Origin of the sequence: Burkholderia sp. Ac-20345 (assembly GCF_017104825.1) — a bacterium.
Classification (GTDB): Bacteria; Pseudomonadota; Gammaproteobacteria; order Burkholderiales; family Burkholderiaceae; genus Burkholderia; species Burkholderia lata_B.
Map to the genome: position 1 here is coordinate 1 of NZ_JAAGPO010000225.1, position 15,676 is coordinate 15,676.

At 68.2% G+C, this 15,676-nt stretch carries 15 protein-coding genes and 1 pseudogene; 3 read left to right on the forward strand and 13 right to left on the reverse strand.

Annotated elements, in window-relative coordinates:
- On the reverse strand, positions 1-330 hold a 330-nt coding region (locus G3O06_RS41105; RefSeq protein ID WP_205819524.1), incomplete at its 3' end, for a hypothetical protein.
- Between G3O06_RS41105 and G3O06_RS41110 the strand changes: the two genes are divergently transcribed.
- A complete protein-coding gene (locus tag G3O06_RS41110) occupies positions 329-1,411 on the forward strand; it encodes a porin (protein ID WP_205819513.1) in 1,083 nt (360 codons plus the stop codon). The two genes, G3O06_RS41105 and G3O06_RS41110, sit on opposite strands and share 2 nt — an antisense overlap.
- 47 nt (positions 1,412-1,458) lie before the next feature.
- Complete coding sequence (locus tag G3O06_RS41115) at positions 1,459-2,949, forward strand: MmgE/PrpD family protein (RefSeq protein ID WP_205819514.1); 1,491 nt, start codon at positions 1,459-1,461, stop codon at positions 2,947-2,949.
- 33 nt (positions 2,950-2,982) lie between these two features.
- On the opposite strand, the gene G3O06_RS41120 is transcribed toward G3O06_RS41115, so the two are convergent.
- The 12 genes and pseudogenes from G3O06_RS41120 to G3O06_RS41175 all read right to left on the reverse strand — a co-directional run.
- A complete protein-coding gene (locus G3O06_RS41120) occupies positions 2,983-3,921 on the reverse strand; it encodes a LysR family transcriptional regulator (RefSeq protein ID WP_174972557.1) in 939 nt (312 codons plus the stop codon).
- 272 nt (positions 3,922-4,193) lie between these two features.
- Positions 4,194-5,213 (reverse strand): cyclase family protein, encoded by a 1,020-nt coding sequence (locus G3O06_RS41125; RefSeq protein WP_205819515.1) that lies wholly within the window; start codon positions 5,211-5,213, stop codon positions 4,194-4,196.
- Positions 5,210-6,697 carry an MmgE/PrpD family protein gene (locus G3O06_RS41130; RefSeq protein WP_205819516.1) on the reverse strand — a complete coding sequence of 496 codons (1,488 nt, stop codon included), beginning with the start codon at positions 6,695-6,697 and terminating at the stop codon, positions 5,210-5,212. The genes G3O06_RS41125 and G3O06_RS41130 overlap by 4 nt, the downstream gene beginning before the upstream one ends.
- The gene (locus G3O06_RS41135; RefSeq protein WP_205819517.1) at positions 6,694-7,557 is read right to left on the reverse strand and encodes a CoA ester lyase; all 864 of its coding nucleotides are present in this window, start codon (positions 7,555-7,557) and stop codon (positions 6,694-6,696) included. Before G3O06_RS41135 ends, G3O06_RS41130 begins: the two co-directional genes overlap by 4 nt.
- Complete coding sequence (locus G3O06_RS41140) at positions 7,554-8,792, reverse strand: CoA transferase (RefSeq protein WP_205819518.1); 1,239 nt, start codon at positions 8,790-8,792, stop codon at positions 7,554-7,556. Before G3O06_RS41140 ends, G3O06_RS41135 begins: the two co-directional genes overlap by 4 nt.
- 102 nt (positions 8,793-8,894) lie before the next feature.
- Entirely contained in the window at positions 8,895-10,058 is a 1,164-nt protein-coding gene (locus tag G3O06_RS41145) for a zinc-binding alcohol dehydrogenase family protein (protein WP_205819519.1), read from the reverse strand.
- A gap of 58 nt (positions 10,059-10,116) precedes the next feature.
- Complete coding sequence (locus tag G3O06_RS41150) at positions 10,117-10,704, reverse strand: hydrolase (protein ID WP_174972545.1); 588 nt, start codon at positions 10,702-10,704, stop codon at positions 10,117-10,119.
- Between the two features lie 9 nt (positions 10,705-10,713).
- Positions 10,714-12,204: an MFS transporter gene (locus tag G3O06_RS41155; RefSeq protein ID WP_205819520.1), complete on the reverse strand. Its 1,491-nt coding sequence runs from the start codon at positions 12,202-12,204 to the stop codon at positions 10,714-10,716.
- Between the two features lie 470 nt (positions 12,205-12,674).
- Entirely contained in the window at positions 12,675-13,421 is a 747-nt protein-coding gene (locus G3O06_RS41160) for a glucose 1-dehydrogenase (RefSeq protein WP_174972542.1), read from the reverse strand.
- A gap of 167 nt (positions 13,422-13,588) precedes the next feature.
- The gene (locus G3O06_RS41165; protein WP_205819521.1) at positions 13,589-14,293 is read right to left on the reverse strand and encodes an ABC transporter ATP-binding protein; all 705 of its coding nucleotides are present in this window, start codon (positions 14,291-14,293) and stop codon (positions 13,589-13,591) included.
- Entirely contained in the window at positions 14,290-15,042 is a 753-nt protein-coding gene (locus G3O06_RS41170) for an ABC transporter ATP-binding protein (RefSeq protein ID WP_205819522.1), read from the reverse strand. The genes G3O06_RS41165 and G3O06_RS41170 overlap by 4 nt, the downstream gene beginning before the upstream one ends.
- A pseudogene (locus tag G3O06_RS41175) lies at positions 15,039-15,554 on the reverse strand (branched-chain amino acid ABC transporter permease); the annotation flags it as partial. The pseudogene G3O06_RS41175 and the gene G3O06_RS41170, both read right to left, overlap by 4 nt.
- Between G3O06_RS41175 and G3O06_RS41180 the strand changes: the two are divergent.
- The coding region (locus G3O06_RS41180) for a hypothetical protein (protein WP_205819523.1) at positions 15,442-15,676 on the forward strand (235 nt) is incomplete at its 3' end. The pseudogene G3O06_RS41175 and the gene G3O06_RS41180 sit on opposite strands and share 113 nt — an antisense overlap.

Below are 15,676 nucleotides of genomic sequence, written 5' to 3' on the forward strand. Positions count from 1 at the left end.
CACGCCCTTCCGGCTGGCGACGCCGGACGGGTTGAAATCCAGCGCCTTTCCGCCAAGTGTCGGACACATCGTGACGCTCGCGTACAGGAGCTTGTCCGGAAGCACGTCGATGCCATAGCGCGCGCTGACCCGCGCGAGCCTGCGATGCCCACGCCCCATCGCGTGATCCCGCAGCCGGGCATCGCCCGCGTGCGTCGCACGACGCGCGCGAGCGGTCCGGCACGGCACGCCCCGTTCGCGGTCCGCCCCGGATAGCGATGCAGCGTCGCGCCCCTCGAACCGAGCGGCGCGCATAGAGAACAACAACCCCAAACAAGGAGACAGCCCCATGGGCAAGCGAATGTCCGCATTGTGCGGACTGGGCCTCGTATCGGCCGGCGCCTGCGCGCAGACCAGCCTCACGCTGTATGGCGTCGCCGACGTCTACACCGAATTTCTCACCGGCCAGGTCGCGCCTGACGGCAAATCGTCGGCGTCGCTCGTGCGGATGGCGTCGGGCGGCAAGAGCGGTTCGCGCTGGGGCCTGAAAGGCGTCGAGGATCTCGGCGGCGGCTGGCAGGCGGCGTTTCGCGTCGAAAGCAGCATCAACCTGACCAACGGCACCGGTGCCGGCTCGGGCGGCTTCGACCGCTCCGCTTGGGTCGCACTGCAGCACGACCGCTGGGGCGCACTGCGGCTCGGCCGCCAGTACACGACGCTGTTCGACATCATGGAGCGCTATTCGCCGACGGGCGCCTATTCGACGCTGTACGAGCCGGACGGCGCGATCGTCGGCATCAACTATCGCGAGAACAACGTCGTCAAATATCTGGCGAAGCTCGGCGCCCTGACGCTCGAAACGCATTACGCGTTCGGCGGCACGGCGGGCGCGTTCCAGTCAAACGCCGCGTACGGCGCGGGCTTCGACTATGCAGGCGGTGCGTTCTCGTTCGCCGCGGCGTTCGACGACGTCCACACGCCGCAGCCCGGCGGCTTCGCGCATTTCCGCCGCTACGTCGCTTCCGCACTCGTGCCGCTCGGCCGCGCGCAACTGCTGGCCGGCGTCGAGCACGCGCGCAGCGACATCGCCGCGCCGTCGGTCGTGACGAACTTCACGTTCTGGTGGGCCGGCGTCCGCTACGGCATCACCGATTTCCTGCAGGTGATCGGCGCGGTCTATTACGAAAACATCCGTGCGCAGAATCCTGCCAATGCACACACGCCGGCGTCGCGCCCCGTCAGTCCGCAGCAGGTCACGCTGCAGTTGAACTACTTCGTGTCGAAGACGGTAACGCTGTACCTGGCGGGCGGCTACGCGCATCGCGCCGCGCTCGACTTCGATAACTACAACTACAACTTTCTGCACTACTCGCTCGCCGCCGGCCGCTCGGGCAGCACGGGCGTCGCGCTCGGCCTGCGCAAGGCGTTCTGACATCGCCCCTCTTCTCCCCGCACCTGAAACCTTCGGAGTCCATAGCCATGAACCGCCGCCATTTCCTTTCCGCCCTAACCGGCGCCGCATTGACGCTGCCCGTCATTCGCGCCCGCGCCGACGCGCCGCCCGCCGCACGCGTCGCCGTCCGTGCCGATATGCGCGACACCGACCGGCCCGAACTCGCGCGGCAACTCGCCGACTACGCAGCCGGGCTGCAGTATCGCGACCTCGACGCCGCGACCGTCGAGACGATCAAGGCGCATCTGATCGACGCACTCGGCTGCGCGATCGCCGCGCACGACGAGCCGCCCGTACTCATCGCGCGCAACGCGGCGCTCGCATCGCCCGGCGGCATCGCGACCGTGATCGGGACGAACCGGCGCACGAGCCCCGCTCTCGCCGCATTCGCGACCGGCACGGCGCTGCGCTACTTCGATTTCAACGACGCGTATGCCGGCAAGGAGACCGGCCATCCGAGCGACAACGTCGCCGCGTGCCTCGCGGTGGCCGAAGCGCAGCACGCCTCCGGCCGCGACCTGATCCTGTCGATTGCGATCGCGTACGAAATCGCATGCCGACTGATGGACGCCGCCGCAATCAGCCCGCGCGGCTGGGACCACACCTGCTACAGCCTGCCCGCCGTCGCGCTCGCCGCAGGCAAGCTGATGCGCCTGCCGGCGCCGCAACTCGTGCAGGCGGTGAACCTGTCGCTCAACAGCCATCTCGCGCTGAACCAGACACGGGTGCAGCAGTTGTCCAACTGGAAGGCGCTCGCCGACGCGGACGCGGCGCGCAATGCAGTGTTTTCGACCGAACTCGCCCGCGCCGGCCTCACCGGCCCCGCGCCGATCTTCGAAGGGACGGCCGGGTTCTTCGAGCAGGTGTCCGGGCCGTTCACGCTCGATACCGGCGAATTCGGCGGGCGCGGCGGCACGTTCCGGATCGGCAAATGCTTCGTGAAGTTCTATCCGGCGCAAGGACTCACGCAAACGGCGATTCCGGCCGCGCTCGCGGTCGCCGCACAGGTTGGCGACCTGCGGCGCATCCACCGCATCGAGATCCACACGACCGAAGTCGGCTACGTGACGGCCGGCCGCGATCCGGAGAAATGGGCACCGTCGACCCACGAGACTGCCGATCACAGCCTGCCTTACATCGTTGCGCGGGCGATGCTCGACGGCGACATCACGACCCGAAGCTATGCGAGCGCCGCGCTGGGCGACCCGGCCTTGCACGCGCTGATCGGCAAGATCACGGTCAGTGCAGATCCGGCGCTGACGGCCCGCTATCCCGCGCATGCGCCGAATCGCGTGACTGCCGTCTGCGACGACGGCGCGATTCATACGAGGCAAGTGGACGATCTGCCGGGTTCACCGACGCAACCGATGCAGCGCGACGACTACGAAGCGAAGTTCACGAAGAATTGCCGGCCGCACTGGAGCGCGACACGAATGCGCGCCGCACTCGATTACCTGTGGCGGCTCGACGAACAGCCCGACGTCGCGACGCTGCCGCCGCTGTTCGTCGTGGGCTGACCCCTGCACGGTCGGCGCCACGCGACATCACACTCAGCCGACGCTGTACGCATCCGCCGCGACGTCGTCCGCGAGCGACTCCGCAACCGCGATGATCATGCGACGCATCCAGCCGTGCGCGTTGCTCGCGTCGTACCGCTGATGCCAGTACAGCGACCACGTGACGGGCTCCATCGCGAGCGGCAGTTCGCGGATCACGAGACGCGGATCGCCGAGGCTCAGCGCGTGCCGCTCCGACATGATCACCGCGTACGGCAGCGCATCGAGCATGTTCGGCACGACGAGCCAGTGCGGCACGTTGAGCACGATGCGGCGCTTGCAGCGCATGTTCGCGAGCAGGTTGTCGATCAGGCTGTGGTCGACCGGATTGATCGACACGTTGAGGAAGTCGAGCGCGAGGAACCGTTCGAGCGTCAGCGGCTTGTCCGCGTCGGGATGGTTGCGGCTCAGCACGCAGACCATCCGGTCGTGAAATACGGTTTCCGATGACAGCGCGCCGGAATGCTCGAGGCCCGCGCTGATCGCCATGTCGAACCGCCCCGCTTCGAGCGCCTCGGCCGTCTTGGCCGCGCTCGGATGCACGACGTCCAGGCTGATATTCGGCGCCGCCGCGCGCATGCGCCGCAGCAAGGCGGGCAGCAACAGCAATTCGGTCAGGTCCGACATTCGGACCGTGAAATGACGTTCCGATGTAAAAGGCTGGAATTGATAATCCGATTCAAATAATTCTTCTATTTGTTGCATGATTTGCCGCACCGGCGAGATCAGCGCCTGGGCGCGCGGGGTCAATTCCATCCCGATCGCGCCGCGCGCGAGGATCTCGTCGTTGAACAGATACCGCAGGCGCGACAGCGCATTGCTGACGGCCGGCTGCGTCAGGCCGACCTTCAGGCCGGCCCGTGTCACCTGTTTCTCGGTCAGCAGCGCATCGAGTATGACCAGCAGGTTCAGGTCGATCGAACGTAGATTCATGATTGTGACCATCCACTAAACGGGTTAATCGCCCCCCCGGCTCACGATTATCGCAATGGGGAAATCCCCTGATATTTAGTGCAATAAACGAGAATAGTCCAATCTTGACGTTTCAATATTTTTTATATACCTGCCGCCATTGATTCTGATTTTGATTTAAATGACTCGTTTTCCGGGAATTTTTCTGAAAAACGAGTCAATCGAAATCAGGAATCGATGGGTGAAAACGGTTCATTTCGGCAATCGCGCACGGGCGGCTGCCCGCCCGCGCATCAGACCGTCGCGACCGGATTCACCGGCGCACCGACCAGGCCCCGAATATGCAACGGGGGCGCGGTCAGCAGGAACCGGTTTCGCCGATGCGCACGCAGCCAGTTCGCGAGCGGCGTCAGATGCCACAGCTCGCCGAGGTGGATCCCGAGCTTGAACAGGCACAGCTCGTGCAGCGGCATCAGCGCACCCGGCTGCGCGAGCGGCTGCGCATGCTGCGGCCGCTCCTCGATCGCATGGTTGTCGGCCACGAGCGCCGCAAGCCGCGACTCGTCGATCCACTGCAGCAGGCGGGCGTCGCTGCTGTCGAGCACGCACGCGCTCGCGACGGTCGCGGGCGACCCGCTCTCGTCGTTCAGCAGCAGATCGGCGAAACCGGTGTGAATGCAGACGATGTCGCCCTGCTCGACGCGCACGTCGTCCTCCTCCATCACGCGCATCAGTTGCCCGTAGCCGACTTTCGTGCGGGCGTCGCCGAAGTGATGCCGCAGATCGATCAGCACGCCGCGCCCCTGCACACCGGTCCGCGCCATCACCTCGATGCCGAGCGCGCGCGCGCCGCCGATGGCGTCGCCTTCCTGCGGCACCCGCAGATGCTCGCCCATCCGGAACCCGTTGTAGAAGACGATTTCGGGCACGCCGTCGCCGTCCGCATCGAATACGCCGCCGACATGCGCGAGACCGTCCCATTGCGTCGAGAACTGCGAATGCATGCAGAAGGAATCGTCGCAGACCACGTCGGTTGCGTTCGCAACCTGCTCGTCCGCGCGATAGCCGAAGTACGGCTTGCCGCCCAGCAGCGCCGGCATGATCGCCGGCGGCCGGCGGCGCGCGTTCAGCCCGCCGCCGCGCGGCACGTCGAGCGGCAGGCTCAGCGAGAACGAAAGGCCTTCGCGCACCTCAGCGGCGCCCCGCCGCACGGTGTCCGGGGTCAGCCAGTTCAACCGTCCTTTCTGGTCGTCCGGACCGAAATCGCCCCAGTTCGAGCCGGGCGGCCGCTTGTTCCAGCGTGGTGTGCTCAAGATGGATCTCCTCCGTTCAAGTTCGCATGCACGCCGGACGTCAACGCCGCCAGCGCATCGAGCGGCGCGTCGTCGGCGAGCGCCTGCACCGCGTCGCGCAGTTCGAGCGCGTGCGGCAAGCCGATCGTCGAACTTGCCGCGAGCACGAACTTCGCGACGAGTTCCTGTTCGGTCAGCGGCCGCGAATTGGTGCCCTTGCTCGACTCGACTCGCGCTTCGCGCACCTGTCCGTCGCGCAGTTCCACCCGCAGCACGGCGGGCAGGAAATGCGGGAACCGCTCGTCGCACCACGGATCAGCGACGCAGCGCACCTTCGCGGCCAGCGCACGGCGCGCGGGGTCCCGCACGAGCTTGTCGTCGAAATCGTCGAACCAGACGCCGAGCCCGCCGCCGCCGAGCAGCGCGGCCGCGACGGTGTACGGCCCCGAGAACGCCGCCGCATAGCCGTCCGGCGGACTGGCCTTCAGCGCGGCGGGCTCGCCGATCGTGCGCAGCGTCGACGTCGCGACCCGCAGCTCCGCGGACACCACGTCGTCGGCCGTCACGTCCTGCGCCTTCAACTGCAATGCCGCGTCGATGCCCGGATGCGTGAAGTGGTTGCACGGATACGGCTTGAAGATGATCCGGCTCGTCTCCCAGTCGTCACCGAGTTCGCGCAGCACCGCGTCGGCATCGGCCAGCTCGCCGCACCACGCACGGAAGAAGCCGAAGCGACCTTCGAGCGCGGTCGGCGGCGCGGTCACGCCCGCGCCCGCCAGTTCCGCCGCACTCACGCCCGCATGCGCGGCCCAGCCGCAGTGGATCCGCTTGACCGAGCCGCCGGTGCGATTCGCTTCGAGCAGGCCCGCGCCCATGCTCGCGGCGACACCAAGCGCGGCGGCGATTTGCGCGGCATCGAGCCCGAGCAGCATCGCCGCGGCCGCGGCCGCGCCGACCGTCCCGCAAATCGACGTCGCATGCTGGCCGCGTTCGAAGAACACCGAATTGCCGATCTGCGGGTTGTAAGCGGCCACGCCGAGCCGGATGCAGATCTCCGTGCCGACCGTGATCGCATCGAGCAACGCCGCGCCCGACGCGCCGCTCGCCTGTGCGGCGGCGAGCGCGGCCGGAATCACCGACGCGCTCGGATGCAGCACCGACAGCATGTGCGAGTCGTCGAAATCCATCGCATGCGCGAGCGTGCCGTTGACCAGCGCGGCGCTCGCGGCCGGCAGCCGGTCGGGCGCGCCGATCACGCTCGCCGGGCCGTTGCCGGCCCAGCGCCGCGCGACCTGCAGCACGGACTGCGCGACGGGTTCGTCGTGCGCGATCAGACTGTTGCCGACCAGGTCGAGCACACGGGCGGCAGACTCGACGCGCAGCGTGCGGTCGAGCCCATCCGTGCGCACCGCCGCCGCGAAGCGGCCGAGCGCGCCGATGATGCCGTCCGGACTCGCTGGCCGGGCGGCGGTGGCCGGTGCGGTAAGCGTGTCGGGCGTGCTCATGCCGGTGCTCCTTCGCGCCGGAGATGGGTCGCAAGCGCGAGCGTCACGCGCGCATTCGCGATCAGCGGCGGCGCCACCACGCGACCGTCGGGCAGCACGAACACCGACGATTCGCCGTCCGACGCATCGACTGCCTCCAGCACGCGCTCGGCGGCGCGGATTTCCTCGTCCGACGGCGTGAACACCGCGTTGATGACCGGAACCTGCGAAGGATGAATCGCGAAACGGCCGACGAACCCCATCGATTTCGCGCGCAACGTCGACTCCTTCAGACCGTCGAGATCGTTCAGCGTGTGATACACCGTCTGAATCGGTCCATTCAGCCCCGCCGCGCGCGACACCACCACGCAGCGCGCGCGACACACTTCGAGCGTGAAGTTGTCGACGCCGATCCGCAGGTCGGCACGCAGATCGCTTTCGCCGAGCCCGATCCGTTCCAGCCGCGGTGACGCGGTCGCGAGCTGGTAAGCCGTCTCCACGCCATACGCCGATTCGATCAGGATCTGGATCCCCGCTTCGCTGCCGAGCGCATCGAGCCAGCCCGCGACTTCCTGGATATGCGCGGGGAAATCGCATTTCGGCAGGCGCAGCGCTTGCAGCGCGGGCAGTGCGATCGCCTCGACGTCATCGCGGCACCATGGACTCCCGATCGGGTTGACGCGCACGTAGGTCGGCTTCGGCGGGCCGCCCGCGAGGATCGCGGCGGCGGCCTTGCGGGCGTCGACCTTGTGGCTCGCCGGCACGGCGTCCTCGAGATCCAGCACGATCGCATCGGCCTCGCTCGCGTAGGCCTTCTCGACCACCTGAGTCTTGTGCGCAGGCACGTACAGATAACTGCGGCAGGTTGCGCTCTGTTTCAAATCACACCTCGTTCGGTCAAGTCGGCAAGGTCCTGCGGTTCCAGTCCCAATGCGCCGAATACTTCATCGTTGTGCGCGCCGCGCGACGGCCCGCCCCATCGGATCGCACCGGGGGTGTCGGACAGCCGGAACGGCACGTTGTGCGTGCGGAACGCGCCCAGTTCGGCGTCGGGCACCGATACCACCGAACCGAGCGCCGCATACTGCGGATCGTCCAGCACGTCGGCCACGTCGTAGATCGGCGCGACAGCCGCCTCCGCGCGCTCGAACTCATCGAGCACCTCGGCGCGCGTGCGCTGCCCGATCCAGCCGCCGACCGCCGCGTCCAGTTCGTCCGCGTGCTTCGCGCGCTCGACGCCGTTCGCGAACCACGGCTGGTCGATCAGGTCCGCGCGGCCGACGAGCCGCATCACGCGCTCGGCGATGCTGTGCGCCGACGTCGACAGCGCGACCCACTTGCCGTCCGACGTGCGATACACGCCGCGCGGCGAATTGTTCGGCGAGCGGTTGCCGGTGCGCTCCGGCACACGCCCCGTCTGGTCGTAGCTCGCGATCTGCGCGCCCATCGCCGCGAGCATCGTCTCGATGATCGCGAGATCGACCACCTGCCCACGTCCGGTGCGATCGCGCGCCTTCAGCGCCGTCATGATCGCGAACGCGGCGGTCAGCCCCGCCACCGTGTCCGCCAACGGAAACGACGGTAGCAGCGGCGGTCCATCCGCCTCGCCGGTGGCCGCCGCCAGCCCGCTCATCGCCTCCGCGAGCGTGCCGAAACCGGGGCGCCGCGCATACGGGCCGAACTGGCCGAAACCCGTCACCCGGACGAGCACGAGCCGCGGATTGATCGCGGACAGCACGTCGTAGCCGAGCCCCCAGCGCTCCAGCGTGCCGGGCCGGAAATTCTCGACCACCACGTCGGCCTGCGCCGCCAGCTCGCGGAAGATCCGCTGGCCGTCGGCCGTGCCGAGATTCAGCGTGACCGCCCGCTTGTTGCGCGCGACCACCTTCCACCACAACGGCACGTCATCGCGGCGTGCGCCGTACTTGCGCGCCGGATCGCCCGTCGGATGTTCCACCTTGATCACGTCGGCGCCGTAGTCGGCGAGCATCGTCGCCGCGAGCGGGCCGGCAAACAGCGTCGCGGCGTCGATCACGCGAATGCCGCCGAGCGGCGCGCGGCTGGAGCTGTCCGACACCGTGCCGGCGTCGACCTCCCCGGTTTCCACTGAGGCCATGGCGTTCTCCTCCGAGATAGATTGCACGGCGCGCCGCGCGTCACCATCGTCTGCATGACTAAACATCGTGCGACGATGCATGCACGGCGCGCGCCCTGCGGCTTAGACCGCGTTGATCCGATAGATCGGGAAATACGTCTCGATCTTCCCGTTCAGGTAATCGGACGCCAGCTTCGGCACGTCGTCGAAATCGAAGATTTCGGTCGGTTCCTGGCCGATCCAGCCGGTCGACTCCTGGAAGTCGCGGATCGTGATGCTGTCGTCGTAGCGCCACGCGTGAGTGTGGATGTGCAGGCGGCGGTTGATGCATTCCGTCGCGCGCAGGTTCCACAGGCGCATCCCGGTTTTCCAGCCGACCGTCGCGACGATACCGGTGCGGCCCGTCACGCGCATCGTCGCGCGATACAGCGCACCGCCGAGGTTGTCGAGGAAGATCGCGACGCCGCGGCCGCCGCTCAGCTCGGCGATCGTCTCGGCGAATACGCGCTCCGACTCGCGGTAGCGTGCCTGATATTCCGGATCGGCCCGGTAGCGCGTTTCGTCATACGCGAGATCCGGAAACTTGCGGCGGTCGACCGGCGTGATGCCGAGCTTCGCGAGCTCCTCGAGCCGGCGATCGTTGCTCGCCGTCATCGCGACGCGAAAGCCTTCGCGCTTCGCAAGCTGCAGCTCGGCCAGCGTCGTGCCGCCGCCCCAGCCGAACACCAGGTTGTCGGCCGGATCGACGTCCGGCAATTGCGAACGCCAGCATGTCGACGCGACCTTCCAGTTGTCCCATGCGGTGAAGTAGCGGCCGTAGGTCGCCCATTGCAGCAGCGAGTGGCGGCTGTCGGTCGGCACCGGCACCAGGTTGTCGGCACGCATCTTGGTACGCTGCGCCATCACGCCGATCGTGCCCGGCGCGTCGTACGCATAGACGAGCTCGGCGAACCCGTATTCGTCGCGCTTGCCGAACGGCATCACCATGCAGATCTCGCCGTCCGTCAGCGCCCTGACCGCGCTGCCGCGCTCCACGACGCGCACCAGCGCGCCGTTGCCGAGCACGATCTTGTCCTCGCGGCGCTGGCGGCAGATATCGACCGGATTGCGCGACAGCGCATGGTCGAGGTTCGCTTCCCACGATCCGTACAGCGGCTCGACGAGCACCTCGTCGGCTTCAAGACTGGAGAATTCGAAGGTTTCGCGGCGCAGCTCGCCCGCGACGGGCGGCTGCTGCCGGGTCGGTTCCGGTCCCGCGTAGAGAACCCATGCATCGGTCTTGATCATCGTCATTCCTCGGTAAGCGATTGATATTTGCAAAAGCGCGCCGAACGATTCGCCGGCTTCAGCGCGACTGGGCCTGCTCCAGTGCCGCCTCCACGTCTGCCGCCGCGGCGACCTGCCCGAGCTTCGGGAAGATCTGGGTCAGCGCGAACGTCTGCGCATCGGCGGACGAGGTACTGACCGCGTCGCTCACGATGACGACGTTGTAGTTGTTTTCGTATGCCTGACGCGCCGTCGACTCGACGCCGATGTTGGTCGCGATGCCCGTCAGCACGATGTCGGTAATGCCGCGACGGCGCAGCTGCACGTCCAGGTCGGTGCCGGTGAACGCGCCCCACTGATGCTTCGTCACGACGATGTCGGACGGCTGCACGCCGAGCGCCGGCGCGAACGCGCTCCATTCGGGATCGAGATTCGGCGGCGACGACGGCACGTCCGTCTTCACCTTCAGTGCGACGCCGCCGTCCGGCTGGTAGCTCGTGTGCACGTAGATAACGGGCAGCCCCAGCGCGCGGAACGCCGCCGCCAGCTCGACCGTCTTCGCGACCACCTGTGCGCCGGTATAGGGCGTGACCGGCAGCGAGACGATGCCGTTCTGCAGATCGATGGCGACGAGCGCGGCGGTGCGATTGAGCGTCGGAATGGACATGTAAAACCCTCACTTTTGTTGTGGAACGGAAGAAGCGGCGGTGTCGAGGTGCCGGCTCGATACGGCATTGAGCAACAGCAGCACGCTGATCACCGCCAGGACGACGGCAAGCTCGCGCAGGCCGTGATCGCTCGCCGGATGGCCCAGCGCGAGACCGACGAGCGCGAACGACAGGCTGCCGCCGACGTACTGCGCGGTGCGGTACAGCCCCGAGGCCGTGCCGATCCGGCCGTGCGGCGTGCTCTGGTAGAGCGTGGCCTGATTGCCGAGATTGTTGAAACCATTAGGAATACCGAACACGACGGACAGCAGTACGATCGCCGCGATCGGCAGGCTGCTCGTCATCAGGCTCATTACGACGCTGCCGATGCAGAGCAGCGCGGAACCGATGACCAGCACCGGGCGCGCGCCGTGACGGTGCACGATGCGGGTCGCGAGCATGGTCGTGACCGTGCCGATGCCGGCGACCGGCAGCATCACGAGGCCGGCATCGGCGGCCGACAATCCCCTCGCCTCCTGCAGCCACATCGGCAGCGCGTAAAAGATCGCGTAGAACACCGCGTAGGTGCCGACGCAGCGCAGATACGTGCCGAGCAGCGGACGGTTTTCGGCCAGCATGCGAATGTCGATCAGCGGCGCCGCGGCCTGGCGCTCGCGGTGGATCAGCAGCGGCACCAGCACGAGCGTCGCGGCCAGCAGCAGCCAATCGGGTTCGTGCGACACCGATTGCAGGAACAGCAACAGGCTCGCAAGCGTCAGCACGAACAACACGACGCCCGGCAGATCCAGTTCCGTCAGCGTGTCGCGTGCCTGCGCGCCGCGATGGACGGGGTCGGCCGGGATCCACAGCCACGCGAACAGGAAGGCAGCCAGCACGATCGGCACGTTGATCCAGAAGATCGCGCGCCAGCCGGCGAACTGCACGAGCGCGCCGCCGAGCGGCGGGCCGAACGCGACGGCCACCTGTGCCGCGATCGAAATCGCGCCGAGGCCGCCCGTCGGCGTCGCGCCGTTCGCGTGCTGCTGCGACCATGCACGAATCATCGCCATGCCGGCCGGATAGGCGGCGGACGTGCCGATGCCGAGCGCGACGCGCGATGCGATCAGCCAGCCGAGCGTCGGCGCAAACGGCGCGAGCGACGACGCGACCAGCACGATCGCGAGGCCGATACAGAAGATCCGCTTCGCACCGAAGCGATCGGCGAGCCGCCCCATCGTCGGCTGGCCGGCGGCCGTCGCGAGATAGAGACCCGACACGAGCCACAGCGTATCGATGCGTTCCTGCACGGCGCCGTGCGGCGTGAATGCCTGCTGGATGCTGACGAGCGCGACAGCGATCATCGACGAGTTCAGCGCGTTGAGCAGCGTGCCGAGCACGATCGGCCCCACCAGCTTCGCCGGCAGGCGCAAACCTGCATTGCGTCGGTCGTCGCCGTCTTCGGGCGGGCCGCCGGCGGCTGGACGTGATGCGTGTCCGGAGCGATCGTGAGTCGTTTTCATGGCGCCTTCGCGTGATGGATGGGCATCGGTCGATGAATTTCGAACGTGCGTTCACCATACCGCTCCGAGCGCCGCGGATGAAATGGATTGTTGCGATGCACACATTCGCAACTTGAATGGGGGGCGTGCGTGTGACGCATTGAACCGGCACCCGCCGAAACGGTGGCGCGGTGCGGGAAACGCCCGTCAGGCTTGCGCGGCGGGCGGTCGAGGAGAATTCGGGGGGATTACTTCAGTGACGCGAGGCACGCCGCATGCACCATCGCCGCGCGCGCCGCATGACGGTTGTATGCCGCGGTGCGACGCGGGATCAGAGGGCGGCCTCTACGGGAATCGCATTCATGCCGCATTCGCACATCGAATGTCGTGGGTCGCACGGCATTCTGCGGCACGCTGCGTGATCTGCCGAAGCAAACTCGACGCAGCGTCCGCCGGATTTCGCAACCGCTTGCCGGTGCGGCGTGATCCGGTCAGTTCAACCCGCCACTCACGACGAGATGCTCGCCGGTCATCCAGCGCGCATCGTCCGATGCGAGGAACACCGCAACCGACGCGATATCGTCCGGCTCGCCGAGGCGGCCGAGCGGCGTCTCGCTGCGCACCTGCTTGTCGAGATCGGAACCGATGATGCCCGCGCTGTGCGTGCCCTCGGTCACGATCATCCCCGGGTTGATCGCGTTCACGCGAATCTTGCGCGGGCCGAGTTCGAGCGCGAGCACGCCGGTGATCGCGTCGACCGCACCCTTGGTGCCGCTGTACACGGCGCTCGCGGGCGGCGTGATGCTGGTCACCACCGAGCTGATGTTGATGATGCTCGCGCCTTCGCCGAGATGCTTGACCGCGGCTTGCGTGGTCAGCAGCACGCCGAACACGTTCGTGTCGAACTGCCGGCGGTAGTGCTCTTCCGTGATCGCTTCGATGGCCCCGAATTCGTACACGCCGGAATTGTTGACGAGCACGTCGAGACGGCCGTACGACTCGATCGCCGTATCGACGATGCGCTGCGCGTCGGCTGCCTTCGACACGTCGCCGCCCACCGCGACCGCGCGGCCGCCGGCTTCGACGATCGCGCTGACGACCGCATCGGCGCCCGCCTTGCTGCTCGCGTAGTTGACGACGACCGACGCGCCTTCCGCGGCCAGTGCCTTCGCGATCGCCGCGCCGATGCCCTTCGATCCGCCCGTGACGATCGCTACCTTGTTTGCCAGCTTGCTCATGATCTCATTCCTCAGTCAGAAGACTCTCGATGGATGGTGCCGGCTGCCGCGTTGTTACGTCGATGTGCAACCGGTATGGCTGGCAATTTACTGTGCGGTGCGGCGGCGATAAAGCGGCTCGACACGAATTGACTGGCGGAGTTTTCCGAACAATCGCTCGCGCGCCGTCAGCCGGCGCTCAGCCATGCGTTCGCGACCTCGCCGCCCAGGCCGTCGAGCGCGCCGTCGTAGACGATCCGTCCGCGCCCCATGACCGCGACGCGCCGCGCGAGCCGCGGTGCGAACTGCAGCCGCTGCTCGATCAGCACGATCGCGACACCGTCGGCCTGCAGCGCGGCGAGGCACGCACCGACTTCGTCGACCGCGAGCGGCGCGAGCCCTTCCGCCGGTTCGTCGACGATCAGCACGCGCGGGCCGGCGGCCAGCGCACGCACCAGCGCGAGCACCTGCTGCTCGCCGCCTGACAGCCGCCCCGCCTTCACGTCCGCGCGCGCGGCCAGCAACGGAAAACGGTCGAACAGCCGGTCGAGCGCCGCGCGTTCGGCCGCACCGCCAGCGCCGCGCAGCCCGAGCCGCAGGTTGTCGCGTACCGTCAGCAGCGGGAACACGTCGCGGCTTTCGGCGACGTAAGCGACGCCGCGCCGCGCGATCTCGAACGTGCGTGCCCCCACGCATTCGGCGCCGGCGATGCGCACCGAGCCGGCCGTGCGCACGAGCCCCATCACGGCCTTCGCGAGCGTCGAGCGCCCCGAGCCGTTGCGGCCGAGCAGCGCGAGCGTCTCGCCTGGAGCCAGCGCGAGATCGACGCCGTCGAGCACGGGTTGCAGCCCGTACCATGCGCGCAGGTCGCGGATGTCGAGCAACGCGCTCACCGGCTGCCCTCCCCCAGATAGGCCGCACGCACGGCCGGATCGGTGCGGATCGCATCGGGCGCACCGGTCGCGACCACCGTGCCGCGCACGAGCACCGTGATGCGTTCGGCGAAGCCGAACACCGCATCCATGTCGTGTTCGATCAGCAGTACCGTGCGCCCCTGCGTCGTCGCACGAATCAGCGCGATCATCCGCGCCGCCTGCGCCCGGCTCATGCCGGCCGTCGGCTCGTCGAGCAGCAGCGTGCGTGCGCCGCTCGCGAGCGCGATGCCGAGATCGAGCGCGCGCTGTTCCGCATAGCTCAGCGCAGCGGCCGGCGTGTCGCGATGCGCATCGAGGCCGATGTCGTGCAGCACGCGCTCGGCCGCGAGATCGACCGGCGCCGAATCGCGCAGCCGGTTCCACCAGCGCCGCCGTTCGGCCGGCGCATGCAGCGCCGCGCAACGCAGGTTGTCGAACACGGTCAGCCGCGCGAATGCGCTCGTCTGCTGGAAACTGCGGCCGATGCCGAGCCGGCTCGCGACCACCGGCCCGCGCCCGCGCAGCTCGACGCCATGCAGCACGACGCGCCCGCGCGTCGGCCGCACCGCACCGGCGATCACACCGAACAGCGTCGACTTGCCGGCGCCGTTCGGCCCGATCAGCGCATGACGTTCGCCGGCCGCGATGCTCAGCTCGACGCCGTCGAGCACCGTCTGCGCGCCGAAGCGCTGCACGACGCCATGAAGCGCGATCGCGTTGCCGTTCATCGTCCGTCCTCCCGCTTGCCGTCCTGCCCGCCCGGCATGAGCCGCGCGCGCCAGCCCCACAGCAGCGCGCCGATGCCGGCTGCCGAGCACGCGACGGCCCAGCCGATCGGCGTATCCGCGTCGATGCTCCAGGCGCCGAATGCGAAGTCCGGGCCGTCGTCCTGCGCGAAGCGCCACGCATAGCCAAGCTCGGCTGCGCAGACGATCGCGATGCACCAGAACATGCACGCACCGGCCGCGCACACCATCCGCCACCGCTCGGCCGCCGGCGCGCCGCGCCGCAACGCATGCGCGAGCGCTTGCACGATCCCGGCGATGCCGCGCGGCGCGGCCACGATGATCACGACGAACAGCACGCCGAGATACAGCGCCCACGCGCGCGACACGCCCGCGACGACGATGCTCAGTACCGTGAGCACGGCCGCACCGGCCGCCGGCCCGAAGAACGCGCCGGTGCCGCCGATCACCGCGGCGATCAGCACGGTCGCCGAGCGCGCCATCGATACGCTGTCGGCGCCGCTGCTGTCGAGCGATCAGGCGAACGTGGTGCGGCTCACGCCATTGTCCCAGCCGAACCCGAACGTTCCGCCGCGTGCTCCGCTCGGGTGGGGGCAGCGCCTGATGGGCCTCGATG

What these genes read in the sequence shown, in the direction of transcription:
- G3O06_RS41155 (WP_205819520.1), bottom strand. Translation starts at nt 12,204, where the DNA reads ATGAAAACGACTCACGATCGCTCCGGACACGCATCACGTCCAGCCGCC.
- G3O06_RS41115 (WP_205819514.1), top strand. Translation starts at nt 1,459, where the DNA reads ATGAACCGCCGCCATTTCCTTTCCGCCCTAACCGGCGCCGCATTGACG.
- G3O06_RS41110 (WP_205819513.1), top strand. Translation starts at nt 329, where the DNA reads ATGGGCAAGCGAATGTCCGCATTGTGCGGACTGGGCCTCGTATCGGCC.
- G3O06_RS41160 (WP_174972542.1), bottom strand. Translation starts at nt 13,421, where the DNA reads ATGAGCAAGCTGGCAAACAAGGTAGCGATCGTCACGGGCGGATCGAAG.
- G3O06_RS41120 (WP_174972557.1), bottom strand. Translation starts at nt 3,921, where the DNA reads ATGAATCTACGTTCGATCGACCTGAACCTGCTGGTCATACTCGATGCG.
- G3O06_RS41170 (WP_205819522.1), bottom strand. Translation starts at nt 15,042, where the DNA reads ATGAACGGCAACGCGATCGCGCTTCATGGCGTCGTGCAGCGCTTCGGC.
- G3O06_RS41150 (WP_174972545.1), bottom strand. Translation starts at nt 10,704, where the DNA reads ATGTCCATTCCGACGCTCAATCGCACCGCCGCGCTCGTCGCCATCGAT.
- G3O06_RS41145 (WP_205819519.1), bottom strand. Translation starts at nt 10,058, where the DNA reads ATGATCAAGACCGATGCATGGGTTCTCTACGCGGGACCGGAACCGACC.
- G3O06_RS41140 (WP_205819518.1), bottom strand. Translation starts at nt 8,792, where the DNA reads ATGGCCTCAGTGGAAACCGGGGAGGTCGACGCCGGCACGGTGTCGGAC.
- G3O06_RS41130 (WP_205819516.1), bottom strand. Translation starts at nt 6,697, where the DNA reads ATGAGCACGCCCGACACGCTTACCGCACCGGCCACCGCCGCCCGGCCA.